Origin of the sequence: Spirosoma liriopis (assembly GCF_023196085.1) — a bacterium.
In the GTDB taxonomy this organism is placed as follows: domain Bacteria; phylum Bacteroidota; class Bacteroidia; order Cytophagales; family Spirosomataceae; genus Spirosoma; species Spirosoma oryzicola.
The window spans coordinates 62481-78762 of the sequence record NZ_JALPRF010000009.1 but is presented as its reverse complement, the minus strand read 5'-3'; the positions used below and the strand labels follow the sequence as shown (position 1 = coordinate 78762).

At 40.2% G+C, this 16282-nt stretch carries 13 protein-coding genes; 6 read left to right on the top strand and 7 right to left on the bottom strand.

Annotated elements, in window-relative coordinates; all coding sequences use genetic code 11:
- Positions 1-127: 127 nt before the first annotated feature.
- The 6 genes from M0L20_RS30435 to M0L20_RS27130 all read right to left on the bottom strand — a co-directional run bounded on the left by M0L20_RS30435 (position 128) and on the right by M0L20_RS27130 (position 10065).
- Positions 128-1732, bottom strand: coding sequence for a cysteine peptidase family C39 domain-containing protein (locus M0L20_RS30435; protein ID WP_354004297.1), 1605 nt, complete (start codon positions 1730-1732; stop codon positions 128-130).
- 81 nt (positions 1733-1813) lie between these two features.
- Complete coding sequence (locus tag M0L20_RS27150) at positions 1814-3436, bottom strand: DUF6734 family protein (RefSeq protein ID WP_248480328.1); 1623 nt, start codon at positions 3434-3436, stop codon at positions 1814-1816.
- A 5-nt stretch (positions 3437-3441) separates the two neighbouring features.
- Positions 3442-5031 carry a DUF6734 family protein gene (locus M0L20_RS27145; protein ID WP_248480326.1) on the bottom strand — a complete coding sequence of 530 codons (1590 nt, stop codon included), beginning with the start codon at positions 5029-5031 and terminating at the stop codon, positions 3442-3444.
- 2223 nt (positions 5032-7254) lie between these two features.
- Complete coding sequence (locus M0L20_RS27140) at positions 7255-8472, bottom strand: tyrosine-type recombinase/integrase (RefSeq protein ID WP_232563751.1); 1218 nt, start codon at positions 8470-8472, stop codon at positions 7255-7257.
- Between the two features lie 100 nt (positions 8473-8572).
- The gene (locus tag M0L20_RS27135; protein ID WP_232563750.1) at positions 8573-9064 is read right to left on the bottom strand and encodes a lipocalin family protein; all 492 of its coding nucleotides are present in this window, start codon (positions 9062-9064) and stop codon (positions 8573-8575) included.
- Between the two features lie 29 nt (positions 9065-9093).
- Complete coding sequence (locus M0L20_RS27130) at positions 9094-10065, bottom strand: replication initiation protein (RefSeq protein WP_262924038.1); 972 nt, start codon at positions 10063-10065, stop codon at positions 9094-9096.
- A 730-nt stretch (positions 10066-10795) separates the two neighbouring features.
- Here M0L20_RS27130 and M0L20_RS27125 point away from each other — a divergent pair.
- The 6 genes from M0L20_RS27125 (at position 10796) to M0L20_RS27100 (ending at position 15835) form a co-directional block, all read left to right on the top strand.
- Positions 10796-11671: a hypothetical protein gene (locus M0L20_RS27125; protein WP_232563748.1), complete on the top strand. Its 876-nt coding sequence runs from the start codon at positions 10796-10798 to the stop codon at positions 11669-11671.
- 1404 nt (positions 11672-13075) lie between these two features.
- A complete protein-coding gene (locus M0L20_RS27120) occupies positions 13076-13354 on the top strand; it encodes a hypothetical protein (protein WP_232563747.1) in 279 nt (92 codons plus the stop codon).
- A 92-nt stretch (positions 13355-13446) separates the two neighbouring features.
- Entirely contained in the window at positions 13447-13731 is a 285-nt protein-coding gene (locus M0L20_RS27115) for a hypothetical protein (RefSeq protein ID WP_232563746.1), read from the top strand.
- A gap of 11 nt (positions 13732-13742) precedes the next feature.
- On the top strand, positions 13743-14039 hold the full coding sequence (locus M0L20_RS27110) for a hypothetical protein (protein ID WP_232563745.1): 297 nt from the start codon (positions 13743-13745) through the stop codon (positions 14037-14039).
- 59 nt (positions 14040-14098) lie between these two features.
- Positions 14099-14512, top strand: a complete 414-nt coding sequence (locus tag M0L20_RS27105) for a KOW domain-containing RNA-binding protein (protein WP_232563744.1) — start codon at positions 14099-14101, stop codon at positions 14510-14512.
- A gap of 363 nt (positions 14513-14875) precedes the next feature.
- Positions 14876-15835, top strand: coding sequence for an ArdC family protein (locus M0L20_RS27100; RefSeq protein WP_232563743.1), 960 nt, complete (start codon positions 14876-14878; stop codon positions 15833-15835).
- Positions 15836-16064: 229 nt separating this feature from the next.
- Here M0L20_RS27100 and M0L20_RS30240 read toward each other — a convergent pair whose 3' ends face one another.
- Complete coding sequence (locus tag M0L20_RS30240; RefSeq protein WP_255720948.1) at positions 16065-16193, bottom strand: hypothetical protein; 129 nt, start codon at positions 16191-16193, stop codon at positions 16065-16067.
- Between the last annotated feature and the right edge of the window lie 89 nt (positions 16194-16282).

The following is a 16282-nucleotide window of genomic DNA, read 5'->3' as shown; positions in this document are numbered from 1 at the left end:
GTTAGGAGATTAAGCAAGAACACTGAGTTCAAATGAGTATACTGGGCGTATCTTTCGTAATTGGATACATACGCTAGTACTCTATTTATAGACAACCGTACATTAGGAATACTATAAAAAACGTGTATTACTTTATTAAATAACGCAAATGAAACTTCATGTCTTCAAGCTTAAATTCTTTGGGTAAGCGACGATCATTGATAAAATAAGTGGGTGTAAATTGTATACCGACCTGATTCATCCAATAAACCTGCTTTGCTAATAAATTACTAGCTGAAGCGACCCTTGGCGTGTCATATTTTGCCTGGAGCAGCTCAATACTTTGGTTTTCATACCATTCATCTAGCGCTTTCGCTACCTTCCTAGGGTTTGTAGCGGCTAGACTCAATAGGTGCGTGACCACTCGATTACCTGTGTCCTCCAAATTCTCGGCCGAGACGGCAAACCGAACGATAATGTTTAGATCATCGCCGTAGTTATCTACCAACTCATGAACAAGCTGGTGAGCACGCCTACAGGGAGCGCAAAAAGGGCCACTTACCATTGTAAGCGTTGTTGTGGCATTCGGATTGCCCAACTGCAGCTCGTTAGAGTCAAAATTCATCTCGAAAGCGGGACCTGCTTGTAGCAAGGTGTAAAACAAGTCCGTATTATTACGAAAGCGAGCCAGCTCTTTAGTTAATGTGGATACCCTATCTTGTAAAGTAATGGATGGTTTTACCGCTAACCATATAGCTAGAGAAAATACAAAACAAAATAATATAAGGCTAAGTGATTGATAGCTCTTAGCAAAATTCGCTAAGAAAGGATAGCCTAGAATTAGCTCTAGCCACAGAACGCCTAAAACACATAAACAAAGAGGACAAAATTTTCGAACAACTTTTGCCTGATAATAAACTGAAAACAAAGAATAAGGTAGTGTTAGTATATTAATAAACGCGACTGCTGGTAAGACGATCACCAGGGTTTTAGCGTAGGCTGCTATCAGTAAAGCAGATATACTACCCGCAAAATAAAGAAGTCCAATTTCAGCCATACCTAACCAGCCAAATAGTTTTGCTGCTTGCGAGTCCAATACAGCTTGACAGTCCGTGTGCCTACTGATCTGACAAAACTTATCAAGTAGTGGACTAGCCAAACCATACTCTTTTCGGATTAAGAAAATAGAAACAGCCAAACCCGTTGCTTTTACTAATACGAACATCAATTCGGTAAAAGTCATTGGTAGAAACAAACCCCAAATCAGGCAAAAGATTGTCCCCACTGCAGGAAACCAAGTTTGTCCATAACTTATTAGTTCGTGGCGACGTGTAGAGGCATAATTAGGTTCGCCCGAATCATCGTGAGCCGCAGCTAGTAAAGTAACACCGTCCCACTTTTGAGAAAACAAAGAGTAAGGTTCTGAAACGATCCCTTCTTTTGAATCAAAGTAGGTTACCGTTTCATTCTCATATTTTTTCACCATAGCGAAATACCCTAAATTATTACTCGTTTTGAGATGAACAATGGCAGGCATATCAATGGTAGCTAATTGATCGCTGTTAAGTCGCACAGCGGCGACTTCAATCTTCCATTGCTTCAGGACTTCAGTTAGAGTAGCCAAACTCATTTCCGAACCCATTGATTCAAAGACACGTCGTAACGTTGTCCGAGTAACAGGTATGCGTAAGGCTTTTATTAAAGCCCAAGCTACCCTGGTTATGTTGTTGTGTTTGTATGTACTATTATCCACCTTAAAAGATAAAAAAGTAAGTACTGACCAAGTAGCTTCTCAAACTAGTAAATGATTTTATATACCCAATAGAAAATAAAATCATGTATTAATTCTCAAAAAATTGGATAAATAAAAAAAGCTTATTTTCGTTAAGACAACATCTTTAAGAATCAATTTCTCTGGTTCATTGACTAGTTTATATTGATCAATAAAGTAGTCAATTATAGACTGAATTGAAATAGGGAATTTAAGTAATTCAACTAAATGAGAACTAATTACATCCAGTTTATATTCGAACACCTTTTTACTCACAGTATCTAAATAAAGTGCGACATAGATAGTGGTTTCGGGTTGAATAAGGTTATCTTCAAGTGATAACATTGATGGCTTTTCTAACATATTATTGACAGCAGTATCAGACCAGTCCCACTTTGACTGAATTATCGGTATAGACTTATTCCAAGAAATCTGACATGAACTTTTTGTAATAGACTCAAAATCTTTTTTGGACACGGGTTGCTTCACGTCGTTGTTAGTCAAAACAGAAAGATTATGAATATGTCTAAAAATTTGATTCTCATACCTAAACAGGTCTGTAAGTCTAGATTTCAACGGTTTTTCTTTACTATTTCTTATTTTATTTTTTAGGTATAACCTTAAGATTGAAAAGTTTTCCAAATTCAAATTTGTAATAGGTATGTGTTTGTTTACAAAATATAAAGAACGATAAAAGAAGTTCATATATGGAAAATAGGAAGGCACGACTGATGTTTGTGTTTCTTTAAAATTTATTGATTGTGCATCGTGTTTGATGAAATTTAAATTATTGTAAATGAAATAGTTTTGCGATGTAAGGTATTTTACAACTCGTTCATGTGTTTGGGGGTGATACATCTCCAAGAACTGATCTACTTGTTGGTTGATCCAGTATCTTTTTTTATAATCACCCATAATGTGTAAATATTTTTTTTTAATGTTTACTTTATGAAAATCAGCATATCCGTCATAGTCACCTGTGATGCTGACTTGATCTAGTACGCTTATTGGTGTATTAGTTGCCTCAGCGAATTTTTTTAAAATATATTGCTCGATAAAAGTATTGCAGCTTTTGTTAAGATATTTTAAGGTAGTTTCATTTTGACTAAGAAAGTTAAAAACTTCATGAGCATAATTGATAAAAAATCTATGGATACCTCCTATCAAACCTGCATTTATAGATCGTATCTTATAACCGGGTTTGTACGAAGCTATATCTAGGTAAGTAGGCTTATAAATAAATTGATCTCTAATAGTACTTAATGTTTCATCGTATGCAGTATTATTTTCGAGAAACATTTCTTCATTTTGTACAATCAACTTCGATTCAAAAACTCTACTGGGTAGCTTATCAAATATAAAAATGTCACTATCAATATGTAGAAAATCAGTAGTACTCAACGTATAACTAATTATTTTTTTCAAAACCCACATAAACTCAGGAAATGGTAATTGTATGTTTTCTAGACTGTTATCTATGTGATCATAAGGAAGCTGAAGAGTGTCAATTAAAATTTGCTGGCCCTTGTGGTCGGTATGAAGTTTTAAGGATAGTTCTGGATAATGTGCTTTTAGTTGTAGACAGCTGAGTGCACAACTCATTAGGTGGTAACGCTCATCTATCCAGCCACCATTGCGTATATGCTGTCCATCATTCGATAACCATGTAGTCTGAATCAGCTCCATACTTCCTACGATTTATAAAGCTGAATGATGCCTAAATAACAAAACGCTTTGATTTTATTTAGTACTGTGTAGTATATAATTGAATCGAAATTAATATCAAAGGTATTATCAGGATAAAATGTTGATACGTAGTTCGTTAGGGTTCTTATTGATAGTTGATGCTTAATCAAGCTATATATTATTGAGTCTAAACTATCCATCAGGTATTCTACAACTTTGTCTCTTTCTTTTGCAAAGATTATTTGATACAAACCTTTGTAATTCTTTATGTCTTCGTAACACGTATTGTTACAAGAATCTATACTGGCCATGTGAGCCCATTGCCATAGCGAATCTGCAACTACGTGATTATTAATTCTTTTTACAGTATAGTTTTCGCCTATTTCTTTTGGCAACGTTACTAATTCATCGAGTAGTTGTATGTTTATTAGTCGCAATGTCCAGTAATACGCAGCACTCTTGTGTGGATAATGTAGACTAAACTTATTCAGTGTTCTTTCGTAGATGAAAACACTTTGAAGGAGTCTTTTGCTGTTGATTGCTTTCTTCGATTGATCATCGAGTTTAAATGAATTGGTTAAGCAAATTTTTATGTTGAGTTTGTTCGCAACAAATGATGTCCTAGGCCAGTGGTACGTTTCCTCAGAAGTACTGTTACTCGATTGCTTACCTTTTAAAATAAATTGTTCATGCTCTAAGCCAGTTGGTCGTTGAAAATTCTTACTCAGTCCTAGACTATCTAATTTACTCAGTATAGAGTAGTACTCATCTGGAAAATGTAATCGCAATCTATATTCCATTAATTCACAGAGATTGGTGTCCTTTTTTGCCCCCAATGTCGCATGAACGAAGGTGATATTATTGGGTAAGTCTTCTAACCGGGATAAGTGATGGTAATTTGTGTGCTGTTGAGCGGGAAGTAAACCACTTATTTGTAAACCTTTTTCTATACAATACCCAGAAAAGAAATACTGTTCTAGCAAGGTATTAAGGCCGTCTTTATAGTCACTACGGTCTAAATAATCTGTATTACTTTGAATAAAATAGTTTATACTTTCAGCAAAATCCTTAAATAATTTATAACAAGTTCCTCCTATGATACCCGCGTTAACCGAACAACTAGCACTTTGAGCAAAGGATGGAATAATCGATAGGTCCAAATTGTTGAGTACTGTTTTGTACATAAACAGTGCTTTACCCTCTTCTTTGTTTTGAACAATAATATCTTTTTCTAAAAATAGGCTATCAAACTTGGTAAACGCATAAAAATCACTATCTATATTCAGAAACGGTTCATCATGGCTAGCATAGGAAAGAAGCAATTTGGTTATCCAGATGTAACTCGGATGATTGGCAGCTGTGTTGAAGGGCAATAGTTTATAGTTGTCGTAAGGAAGCTTTAAAAAATCAATGAGGAGATACTTGCCTGTTTCGTCACATGCTAATTCAAGAGGCTTATCGGGGTGGTTTCGTTTCAATAGTAGGGAGCTAAGCGCCCAACTGAGCAAGTGAAATCGGCTATTCAACCAGCCACCGTTTATGAGGTCAATGTTTGTTACTGAATGATCACTCCAAAAGGTTTGTACCAACTTCATAATAATTCATTGAAATTGCCTTTACAAGGAGGTTCGTAAACCAACTATTTGCTACTAGGACTGATACTGACTAACGGATGTATAGTTTCTACTAAGCTAATAGGATGACTGCTACAGGCTGCAATAGCTTATAGCAGTCATCGGCTTAGTTAACACCCACAGTTACTAATACAGGCGTTATAATTGCCGCCGTAGACTACTGAGCAACAGTAGTCTTCTGTGTAATAATCCCGGCCGCTTTGACCTATAATCCAAGGTGTTCCTCCATTGGGTGTTGTTGTGGTTGAGCATTGTAGCGATCTGGGAGGGTTACCTGGACCACTTCCCCCACCTCCTCCTGAATATGGGTTTCCACCTATTATACTTTTTTGTGCTTGTTTTGATATTACTTCAAACGAATCAAGTTTAAGCTTAGCTAGTTTTGAGCTTTTCATAGAACTGCAAATTTTAAGGGTTGAATTTAATTTGGATTAGACAATGAGAGATACTTGTCTAGCTCTTTGTCTAGGTCAACTTAGGTATCCTGGTTGAATGAACCTGCACTTATTCCTCGCTAGTTTTTATCTTCCCATATGAATTGCTTTAGAGGTCAGACGAACGTATTGACTTACTACCTATAATACAACGTAGTTACTAATGAATTGTTAATATTACTATAAAAAATAAAGATATAATAATATTTCAAAAATTTGTCTGAATAATATGGCTGTAAGGCTTGAACTGCTATTTAAATTATTAGTAGTCAGGTTATTAGTCCCCAGTGTTTGTTTAATGTATTATATTGACTCAAGATTACGAATTGATAATTGGTTTCTTATTTACTATGTTTTCGTTGACAAGGAGTTTTCCTTGTGATATGTATAGATTTACTGCAAAAACTGGAAATAGTATTTGAAATACTTGGCCCGGCTTTAGAGATGTCACTGGCAAATCGTCGTTCGCGTTAATTTGCGGGCACAACAAGGATGGGCATACCTTAGTGGAAAAACAGTTGTTTGATAGCCAAGCCACTGGATACAGTCAATAGGTATGCCGTCATAAGCCAGTAAACTGTCCGCGAAAACGTTGGTCAATTTGACTCTAGCACAAATTTAATAAGACGGAATGCCACATCTATTACTGGCCATAATCCGTCTTTGAAAAGGTCGCCTTATTTGGACGATTACTATGAAAAGTACAAATTCTTGAATAGGATAGGGGGTAGATAATTCCTAATCTAATATAACGGTAAAATGCCATTTTAGGGAAAATTTAGATTGGCGATTGGTTCATAATTAACAGTATTGCTAAACAGCTGATAGATGCTCACGTATATTCAGAATCAGATCATCAAATCAGTTTCAAACGATAAATGCGTTTACATAAGAAATTAATAGCGTATTAAACTAGGTTCGCTCACAGAATAGGCAACTAGTAGCTTTATGCCAAGACGACCCAAGCAATCCGATCTTCATTCGTTAAAACTGAGGCCTTGGCATATACTTTGCCGCATTGCAGACAACATAGCGCTGGAACTAGGGGTTGAGGCAAAGTATTTCAGGACCATTTCGGGTTTCCGCTGTCGAAGTTGAAGAGCTAATCGGCAGCCATTTCTAAAGGCGCAATTTATCTTTCAATCAGTTCGATATGATTGATAGGAATGGCTTAATTTTCATTTTACGTATGCTATTTATGTCATTGGACAGGTGTTAACAAGGCAGCGTCTCTTAAAACCCCCACTCGGGCGGCCCCGCGTCTTCGCACGACAGGAATAAATCCCTCTTTCAAAATCCCGGATAATGATAATAGTGTTAAATTGTGATCTTCATGAGCGGTCCCATAACAAATCAACCGCACGGCCGGTACACCGGAGCGGGGCCATGTATCATTTTCGCCGTAGGAACTGAGTTTAGCCCGGAGCGGGGCACCGTTGTGAAGCCGTCGCAGACACGTATTGGACACGAAACGTAAGCCTCTAGGCGACTTAGTCATAAAAGCTTACCTAGTTCGATTGATTTAACAGGCAAGTTACTGCATTCGTTTTCTGCCTATCTGTTTATCGTGGTGTGCTTTGACAAGTATGTCCTATTAGAAGCGTTTTATTTTATTAATTTCAATTTTAGAAGTGCTGCTACTTGTTTAGCAGTCAATAAGTGCAATTTTAGAATTTTACGATTTCGTTCACGTAAACGCTTCTTTGATTGAGTGTTAGGTTTCTTAGCAGTCGATAGGCAACTAAACTGATCAGTCAGGCATCTGCTGTAAATAAGACTTCATCGTCTGTTTCTTCGTATAAAATTGAGTGGTTTCAATTGTTTCATGGCGAAGATGCTGCTGAACATGTTCTAAGCTCACCCCGTTTTCCAGCAATAATTGGCCTACCGTATGGCGTAAACTGTGGGCGGACATGCCTTCCCGTTTTAAGCCCAGTTGCCGTAAATACTTATCAACAATATACCGAATCTGATAAGTTTTTAAGTCCTCAAAAACAAACCTGGCGTGCTGGCTCGCGGCAATAGGCCACTGCCCTTTTTCTTCCAGATATGCCTGTAAAAACACGCTGCAAGACCCGAAGAGTTTAATGGCCTTTTTAGTATACCTCCCTTTACCCAGGACTTTCAACTGGCGTCGGTCAAAATCAATATCGCCCAGCCTTAGCCGGGTCACTTCGACTGTGCGGAGCCCTTCCAGGCTCAGTAAGGCTAGAATCGCGCCATCTCGTGCTGACTCAATGCCTGTAAGTAACTGATCACGCTCATCACTATCCAGGCTGTCTTTGTAAAAAGTTCGCTCAATCGCCAAGCCTCGAACAGCATCAATATCACGCAGGGCATTGAGCTGCGTGTCATCTAAGGTCAATTCAGCCCGCTTACGAACGCACCAAGCCGAGAGTTGCTTGATGGCTGATAGGTACAGATTGATCGTAAAGGCCGAGTAAGCATTCGCTTTCAGTTGGTCGACGAAATCGCTGACTGTTCGGCCACTCAGGGAGGCAGACTGTCCTGCCTGCACCTGGCTATCCATAAATAAAAAGAAGGCATTCAGGGCTTTTGTATAGGTATCCTTTGACTGATCGCCCCGAAGATTTTTGGCATCCCGAATAAAGCGAAGAATTAAGTCGTTAGCTGCCGGTGAGATCGACACTCGTTTGGGGTCAGGCAGGATCAGAGGGCTTCCCATCTTTTGGTAAAACAACAGGAATCGGCGGATCGGCGAAACTCGATTTGGCGGGAGCTCTGCTGTATAGCGGGAATAGCTGAAGCCATCGATGGAGAAGCTATTTTTCAGACAGTATATAACGTAGGCTTTCGCGTGCCTTGGGTAATTACTGGCTGGGGGCAAATCTTTTGCAAAGTAAGCAATAAGTTGGCTGACCGAATAGCGATTTAGCGCTTGTCCGATCTCTTGGGTATTATTGGGTGTACTCAGTTGAAGTCCTGCCATTTTAATCAATTGAGCCATCAAGGTACTATATTTTTTTCTTTCACCAATTCTCGCAAACTAGTATTTACAAGACGGTGAAACAAAGGATCTCTGTACAAAGGATTCTTGGACACCTAACTTACCGTTTCGACAGTGTGATCGTGTACAAATGTGTTTTCCCGTCATAAGGAGAATTGTACTCTGTTCGTTGCCACACCATAGTCTGCGGACTTTGTTCCGACACAGTGTAGGACAACGCATCATAATTACCCTCTACGCGAAGTTGCCTACCGGTTGTATGCCAATTGGCCGCGGTAAATCCAAAAAGGCTGTTTAACTTATTCTGGCAATCAGTCGAGGTTGTTAGGTGTAAGGCTCCGTCGGCCGCGAATTCATAACGGGTTGGGCCGACACAATCTTTACCAATATTTTGCTGATATAGCTGGAGAACATCTGTGGTAGTCCCATAGGTGGGAGAGGTAACCGCAGGATCGGCTGTAATCTTGGTGATTTGCCAACTTCCGACTACTTGTGCCGCGTTAATGGCTGGCCCAGCATCCTCTTTTGAACAACCAGCTAGCAGAACCAAACACAGCAGCTTGCAGGCTCCTAGTACCGTTAATCGTATCATAATCGTTGAGTACTAAAAATTCACTTACTTCACTTGGTGGCCGCAACTTTCGGTTTTTTGAATAAGATGCCGGCAATGTATCTGGTTGGGTTCGTCTTTACATCAATAAACCCTTTTTGAATTAACACATCAAGCCGAATAAATTCTTGCAGCAGGGTTTCATTACTAACGATTTCTCGCATTTGGGCACTCGTGAATCGATAGTTCTGTATTAATATTTGAGTGGCTTTACTCTGAAGTTCTTCAGTTGGTTGAGCATACACCATGTCCATTTCCTCATTGAAAGCATCAAACGCTTTGTTGTCTTTTCGGGACTGCCTCTTTATTGTAAAAATGAGCGTGGTGATAAAGCGGCCTTCTCTCTTTTCGGTGACGAAAACTTCGATATCCGTCTTCTGGTTGATTTCTTCCATCGCCCGAGCCAGTACGGTCTGCTTGAAGTTGGACCAGCGAACGTATTGTTGGGCGTCGAGAATGTCTTTCAGATCCGTAACGCTAACCCGCCAAATACCTGTATCGAGGAACTTACAAAGCCTGGTATATAGATTCTGTGCGTATTGACTATTAAGGGACAATGCTGCCTGAAGTTGGAGCTTGGTATACCCCTTGCTCAAGTCGATCATATAAGGCACCAAGTGCTTATTAACCTCAACCGTCAATACACCCCTGCTATAACGAGCCATTGGAAAAACGACCACCGACGTAAACTCATGCTGAGCAGGCGAATCAAGGTACAACTGCCGGGAAGTAAGTCGCTGGGCGACCCGTTTATAGGTCGAATAATTTACTTCGGACGATGAGTTAGGCAGCTGTAAATCAGTAATAGGAATCTTAAATGCCGGAAATTCACTTGGAAGGGTTTCGACTTCAGCGGGCCTTAAAATCTGGAGTTGCTTAATATGTTTAAGTATCAACCAGTAAACTCGCCTTTCTAGCAGGTCGAAATTGTTTCGAGACAATAATAGCCGGAGTGGCTCTTGAATGTGGACGAGTTCTCCCATGTTATTCCTTAGCAAGTCTAGCTCAAAAATATGAATAATCGGTATCAAAGCAATATAGAAAGCTCGCATCTTGCTTTACAGTGCCACATAAACCTACTTTTGTATTGCTTTATATAGTTATATCCCTGAAAATGAGTGATTTTATGCCTATTAAATTTTAGCATCATACTCATCAAAATCTAACGAATAATATATTTAATATATTGCTATCGATCATTAAAAATGAAAAATATATAAATAACTGATATTTATGTTTCAAGCATCATAACCGTATACTCTTCTTGCTTTAAACCTACTTTTATCTTGCTTAAACCTACTTCTATCTTGCTTTAAAGGTCGATTGTGGATACTTTTATCTTGCCTAAACCTACTTCCATCTTGCTTAAACCTACTTTTATCTTGTCTAAACCTACCTTATTATTGCCTAAACCTACCTCTGTCTTGCTTTATGCTAATTAATATCATTATAACTAACTGTCTAATAAGAAGCTATATGTACAGAAAACGGCCTACAAGTATCAAATAATCAAGTTTTCAATTTCAGAACAATTAAAAAAAAGAGACAAGTTGTAATTGATCAAAAAAGGTGCTGAGGTTATAAGGTCTACCCATGATTCGAGGATCAAATTTTTAAATCAAAAAGTAAAAGAGACTTTTCTAAAAATTGGTTTTACTCTCAGAGTAAAATAAAACGCCTAGTATCTTTTCACTAAAAGACCATTCACTCGCTATGAAGAAAAAGACGAAATTTACTAATAAGGAATACCAGTTCTTATTATCAGGCTTATCAGAGCAAATTACTAAAGTTCCAAAGCTAAGACCCAATCGGGATGAATGGGATATAGAGGGTAACTGGCAGGAGTGTGGTGATATTCATTTTGTCGATAGTAGATATATGGCCGAGTTTGCTACCTGGCGGGATTTTGGATGTAAAACTGTGAAGCTGATAAACTATGGGCGACCAGCTGTACGCATGAGTTTCTTCAGTAAGCATAAATATTGGCTCAAAAAACCTCATGACCTTACTGAAGAAGAACGCCACGGACACATTAATGACTATATCAATGGCTTGTCATTATCGATTAATCAACTCCAGAACAAAATAGATCACTTACTGCCACTTGCCCAAGCTGAATCTCGTCGGAAAATATATGATGCCCAACAGGAAATAGAAGCCTGGCAACAGGTTCAACAACAATCAGCCCAATATGAATTGGCAGTTTCAACCTACCAACGGGGTTATGCTTACTTATACATTAGCTACAAACACCTGTTACCAACCGGTGAGTATGACAATGCCTCAGAGCATTTGCTTCACCATATCCGAGATCGGGTTGGTAATATCACCCAATCCAAACAAAACGTTATTTTCGTTAATGTAGCGGAAATAAACCGGGTACATCCACAGCAAAACAAAGAGATTGAAAATTATCTGAACCGATTTTTACTTAAGAGTACATCTGGGCCCAAATGGCTCTACGCTCGGCCCCGACCCGAGTTGGAGATTCAGGAAGCCTTTGGCTTGTTAAATCCAGCAAATGATAAAGCTCAATTAGATTTGTTCAATGAGCTTTATCATTTGCTGGATGGTCGCCATCCCAAGTAGATCCTTTGTTAAATATAGTATAAAAAATTTGCAGGTTTTTATTTAGTAGTTTCAGTTATTGGCAACTGCATCTTGTAATACAAGTCAGTACTAACTGTATCTGAGTTTAACCAATCTAAAATTGCATTAATTGCAACATTTATTTCTGAAATGGGTACTCGAATTAGTATTTCAATTATATAATCTAAATTACCTAAGATGACCAAGGCCAGCATCGGAAGGTGAAGATCAATTCGTTCGAGAAGAAAGTGGTCGATGCCATCACCAATCTGGAACGTGTTGTCTACTGAACCTATGATCTGGAAAAAGGCCGTAGCTTATCGATCAATGGCTTCATTAACCACTATTCTGATTTTATCATCGTTTCAAACAAGGTAATATCAAGATAGTCGTGACAGATGACGACCACTTAGATAACACAACACGGCCAGAAGAGCCCCTTGGTAATCTGTGGCAAAGCAAGCAATTACTACCGATACTTCATAGTTTTTAAGTAGTCTGTAGCATAAAGCAAGACAAAAGTAGATTTTCATACACAGCCAGTGTTATGTTACTGTATCCTGTACTGAATCTGATAAAATGATTAAAGATTGGCTACAATTTGCAGTTGAACGAGCTGACTCTGATTAAAAGCGAGCACTGGTCAGTTATTAAAACGGGGTTTCGCAAGACAAAAGTACTTAAACCTACTTTTGTCTTGCTTTATCAAAAGAACTGATTTTCAATAGTATCAAACTTATTTAATTGATATTGTACGGCATAAGTCTAAAAGCAAGATAAAAGTAGGTTTAAGCATCTTGAAGGATTTTAACGGTACAAGCTTTTAAACAGATACTCGATTTTTACTGGGCCATACTTGCCTGTACCAATCCCTGATAAGTCTTCTTATCCAACTTCAAATTGATGATAATGTCGGCGAATCAGCTGTTTTCTATTTATGGCACTAATCCATTATGAACTTGATGCTGATAAATTAAAAACACCCTTTACTAGCTGTAAAAGCATTATTTTAGTAAAAATAAGCAATATAACACAACATATTCAGGATTTTCTTGATACTTATGAGTCAACTTTGTGTACTCATAATATGGAGATAATGAGTACTCCAACCAATTTGGTGATTGAGAGCAATTTTCTTGAAGACTAAGATTTGTCCTCCAATTAGGGCTAGCAGGCTAACACCATTACATTGATTTTACACAAAGAACCGACATCTATAATGCTTTAATTCATGGGTCGCTCTTAGGTAGCACTAGTGGAGGTAATTATAACACGCATAGCAGTTGACGAAAGGGGGCAAAGGCTTCGACTGTATCTTCCTGAAACCTTGCCATACCGCCTAATAAGGGGTATTTTTATAGTGTTCCCATTGCGCGGCACCGACGTGTTACTTCGGGCGAATCCATGATGTATTCAGTAGCGACCTGCCCGATAAGGCGGGGTATTGACAACCGCCTAAATCGCGACCTGATTACCCAGGCGCGGGAGCAGGGATTTGTGTTCTCTGACCCTTTTGCTGATGCTGATATGTGGCGGGGACTAGAAGCCGCCGACATTGAAAACCCGGCTCACCAATGTGACCCAGACGAAGCGGATTGGCTGTTTGGTAAAGCCATCGAAGCCACCTTGTTTTTCCTTTATCAACAAACCCGTCGAGTTGGCGGCCAATGCTCCCAGCTATGAACGGCAACTATTCTATTTGCCAACCGAGACAGGTGATGAAACCATGTGTCCATGCAATTTATAATCAAATTGGTCAGGTTGCTTTCGCTCGAATGAAGGCAACAACGTTGAAGCCAGATAACCGCAAGAATGCGTTGCAATGGAAAATGAAAGGCACCCGGTTTACATCAATTCGGGTGGAAGGCCATCAGAATGGAGTCGGATATCAGGTTAGCTTTTTCATTATCAACCATCAGCAGTTTACCGAAATAGTCATTGAGCAGGTAAAGGCACAGGAATTGATTTCTACAATTGAGCGCATAACGGGTTTAGAACTATCATACGTACCTACCGATCTCGTGCATGATGTTGATGAGAACTTCACCCTTAAAGAGTAACGCTCAAGCCTATGGAAACATCACAAGCAAATTTATGGAATCGACTAACGGCAGACCCTACTTACGTGGCCTTTCACATGGTCCGAATAGCCCCAGTTTTTGCTATTACCCCGGCTGACCTGATATGCCTGGTAGCAGGGAATGAAAAGCTGATTCGTTTGGCCGCTTGTCGGATTGATGCGCAGATCGGAAAAGCATGGATTGAGCAGGTTAATCAGTACACGGGTATAGATAGTGAAACAATCGACCTATATCTGGCCCACATGATTCAGGGCTATTTTGACACAGCAACCATGAATAATCACTAAAACCATTTAATGCCCGACTCCTGACCGGTCGTCCGTTTCGGAGTCGGGCAACTAAAGCAATGGTCAACACACAAAACTCTCAGGGGTCAGCCTACTCCGCTCCTACCCCACCCGCCAGAACGCTGGAAGAATTCAGGATTCGAGTTACTGGTATGACTGAAGACAACCAACTGACCGTAGCGGGCAAAGACCTCGTTAAGGGGTACTACTGGAAATTTGCCGGTGAAGAGTACCGCCTAGCTTGGCGCTATTTGTTCAACCGTGCCGGGCAACTTGGTTTGACTTACTGCAAACATTTTAAACGGTTCTACAAACCACTGCCACCAAAACCAGCCGTTGGTGACCGAGTGCGGTTAACCAGTACTGGAGCCACCGGCATCGTGACCGGCTATAGTCGTTTCAATGTTACGGTCAGTATTGACCAGGAGCAACGCGAAGCAGAAGTTAGTGTCGAGTATCTCGAAAAAATATAGGCATCAAAAAACGCCTGAGCCAGGAAGCCTCTGACTCAGGCGTTTTAACTTTCTGCGGGCTGCACACGCGTTTCACGGGTCATACCACTCCTTGCAACTGCGGAGCCGTATGACCTAATTCTACATCCCGGATAGCCACTGAAGAGTGGCCCTCCATTCACGATGAACGCTATCACTAAAGCACGCACAACTTTTGCCACTGGAGATACACTTCTTTTACACAAAGCTTAAAGACGAAAGGGGGCGAAGGGTTAGGTGTAAAGTTCTGTATAGCAGCTATATATCTTGTAGGGGTGGCGCTGTTTTCGTATCTTTATAGTGTTCCTATTGCGCGGCACCGACGTGTTACTTCGGGCGATTATAATGCAGAATGCAAAGGCTTCCGCACAGCGGGGCAGTGTGGATCTATACGCCCGTGTTACTGATCTCATCGTCGACGAGCTTGAAAAAGGCCGTATCCCATGGCGCAAACGGTGGGGTATCCTGAAAGGTGGGCAGGTTGAGGTGGCTCAAAATTACATCAGCAAACGCCCCTATACGGGTATCAATAGTGTCCTTTTGGGATGCGCTAGCTATGAACGCCCGTATTTTCTGACATTCAAACAGGCAACAGAATTAGGAGGTAACATTCGCAAAGGTGCGCGAGGTAATCTTGTCGTTTTCTGGAGTGTGCTGGAGAAAGAAAAGGAGGTAACAAACAGCAAAGGCGAGACAAAAACTAAAAAGGTTGGTGTTCCGCTCCTTAAGCACTATTTTGTTTTCAATGTAGCCGACGTCGAAGGGGTAACTATTGATTTGCCAGAGTTGAAAACACCTGATGCCCTTGACGAAGTGTATAGCTACAATGCCTGTGATGCCGTACATGCAGGTTATTCAAATGCGCCCGAAATTGTGCATGTTGATCCCGCCCGTGCCTATTACAGCCCGTTGCTCGATATTGTCAATATGCCCCGCCCTACTGCTTTCGATTGCCTGGAAGCTTATTACTGCGTTTTGTTTCATGAACTGATTCACTCGACTGGCCACCGCGACCGCTTGAACCGGGAGGAGTTGGTTCATTCTGACGGGTTTGGTGGGGAGTTATACGCCAAAGAAGAATTAACAGCCGAAATTGGAGCCTGTTATCTGGCCAGCAGTTGCGGCCTTAACCTGACAGATCACCGGCTTTTGACCAATGCAGCCGCGTACCTGCAAAATTGGCTGTTGGCTTTGAAAGGCGACAAAACGCTAATTTTCCGGGCATCGGGCCAGGCTCAGAAAGCGGTCAATTATGTGTTAAATAACGTAACTGAAGAAGTCGAGCCGGATACTGTAGAGGCCTAACACGAACGTGGCCGGGTGAAAGCCCGGCCACATAATTTTAAAAGTCTATCGTAAATTCACAACTCATAAAATCACAACCAATTCACCCAACCCTTACGATCAACGGAACATACCAGACATCAGGTAAAAGCACGTACAGCAGGGAGCAGGATCTACTCTTTAAATAGAATCTGACGCTGGTAACACTTGACAACAATTACATTTTATCATACTTTTCGGTTAAATAGACTTAAAACTGTTCAACGGGTAGAAAGGAGTGTGAGCGATGGTAATTGGATTCGTAGTTTTCTTCCTGTTTTTCTTCATTCGTGGCTTTGTGCAGCAACGTCAACGACAGCGTGTTGACAAGCTGCAACATGATATTGATCAGATGAGCCGTCGGTTACGCCAGCAAGAACGTCGGTAAAGAATCCTGAAAATGCAGAAAGCTCCGCTTGTGACGGAGCT

Bases quoted from the DNA above. Each gene is read 5' to 3' on its own strand.
- M0L20_RS27105 (WP_232563744.1), top strand. From the start codon at position 14,099: ATGGTCAACACACAAAACTCTCAGGGGTCAGCCTACTCCGCTCCTACC.
- M0L20_RS27150 (WP_248480328.1), bottom strand. From the start codon at position 3,436: ATGGAGCTGATTCAGACTACATGGTTATCGAATGATGGACAGCATATA.
- M0L20_RS27120 (WP_232563747.1), top strand. From the start codon at position 13,076: ATGATGTATTCAGTAGCGACCTGCCCGATAAGGCGGGGTATTGACAAC.
- M0L20_RS27100 (WP_232563743.1), top strand. From the start codon at position 14,876: ATGCAGAATGCAAAGGCTTCCGCACAGCGGGGCAGTGTGGATCTATAC.
- M0L20_RS27130 (WP_262924038.1), bottom strand. From the start codon at position 10,065: ATGGGAGAACTCGTCCACATTCAAGAGCCACTCCGGCTATTATTGTCT.
- M0L20_RS30240 (WP_255720948.1), bottom strand. From the start codon at position 16,193: ATGTTGCAGCTTGTCAACACGCTGTCGTTGACGTTGCTGCACAAAGCC.
- M0L20_RS27145 (WP_248480326.1), bottom strand. From the start codon at position 5,031: ATGAAGTTGGTACAAACCTTTTGGAGTGATCATTCAGTAACAAACATT.
- M0L20_RS27110 (WP_232563745.1), top strand. From the start codon at position 13,743: ATGGAAACATCACAAGCAAATTTATGGAATCGACTAACGGCAGACCCT.
- M0L20_RS27140 (WP_232563751.1), bottom strand. From the start codon at position 8,472: ATGGCTCAATTGATTAAAATGGCAGGACTTCAACTGAGTACACCCAAT.
- M0L20_RS27125 (WP_232563748.1), top strand. From the start codon at position 10,796: ATGAAGAAAAAGACGAAATTTACTAATAAGGAATACCAGTTCTTATTA.
- M0L20_RS27115 (WP_232563746.1), top strand. From the start codon at position 13,447: ATGAAGGCAACAACGTTGAAGCCAGATAACCGCAAGAATGCGTTGCAA.
- M0L20_RS27135 (WP_232563750.1), bottom strand. From the start codon at position 9,064: ATGATACGATTAACGGTACTAGGAGCCTGCAAGCTGCTGTGTTTGGTT.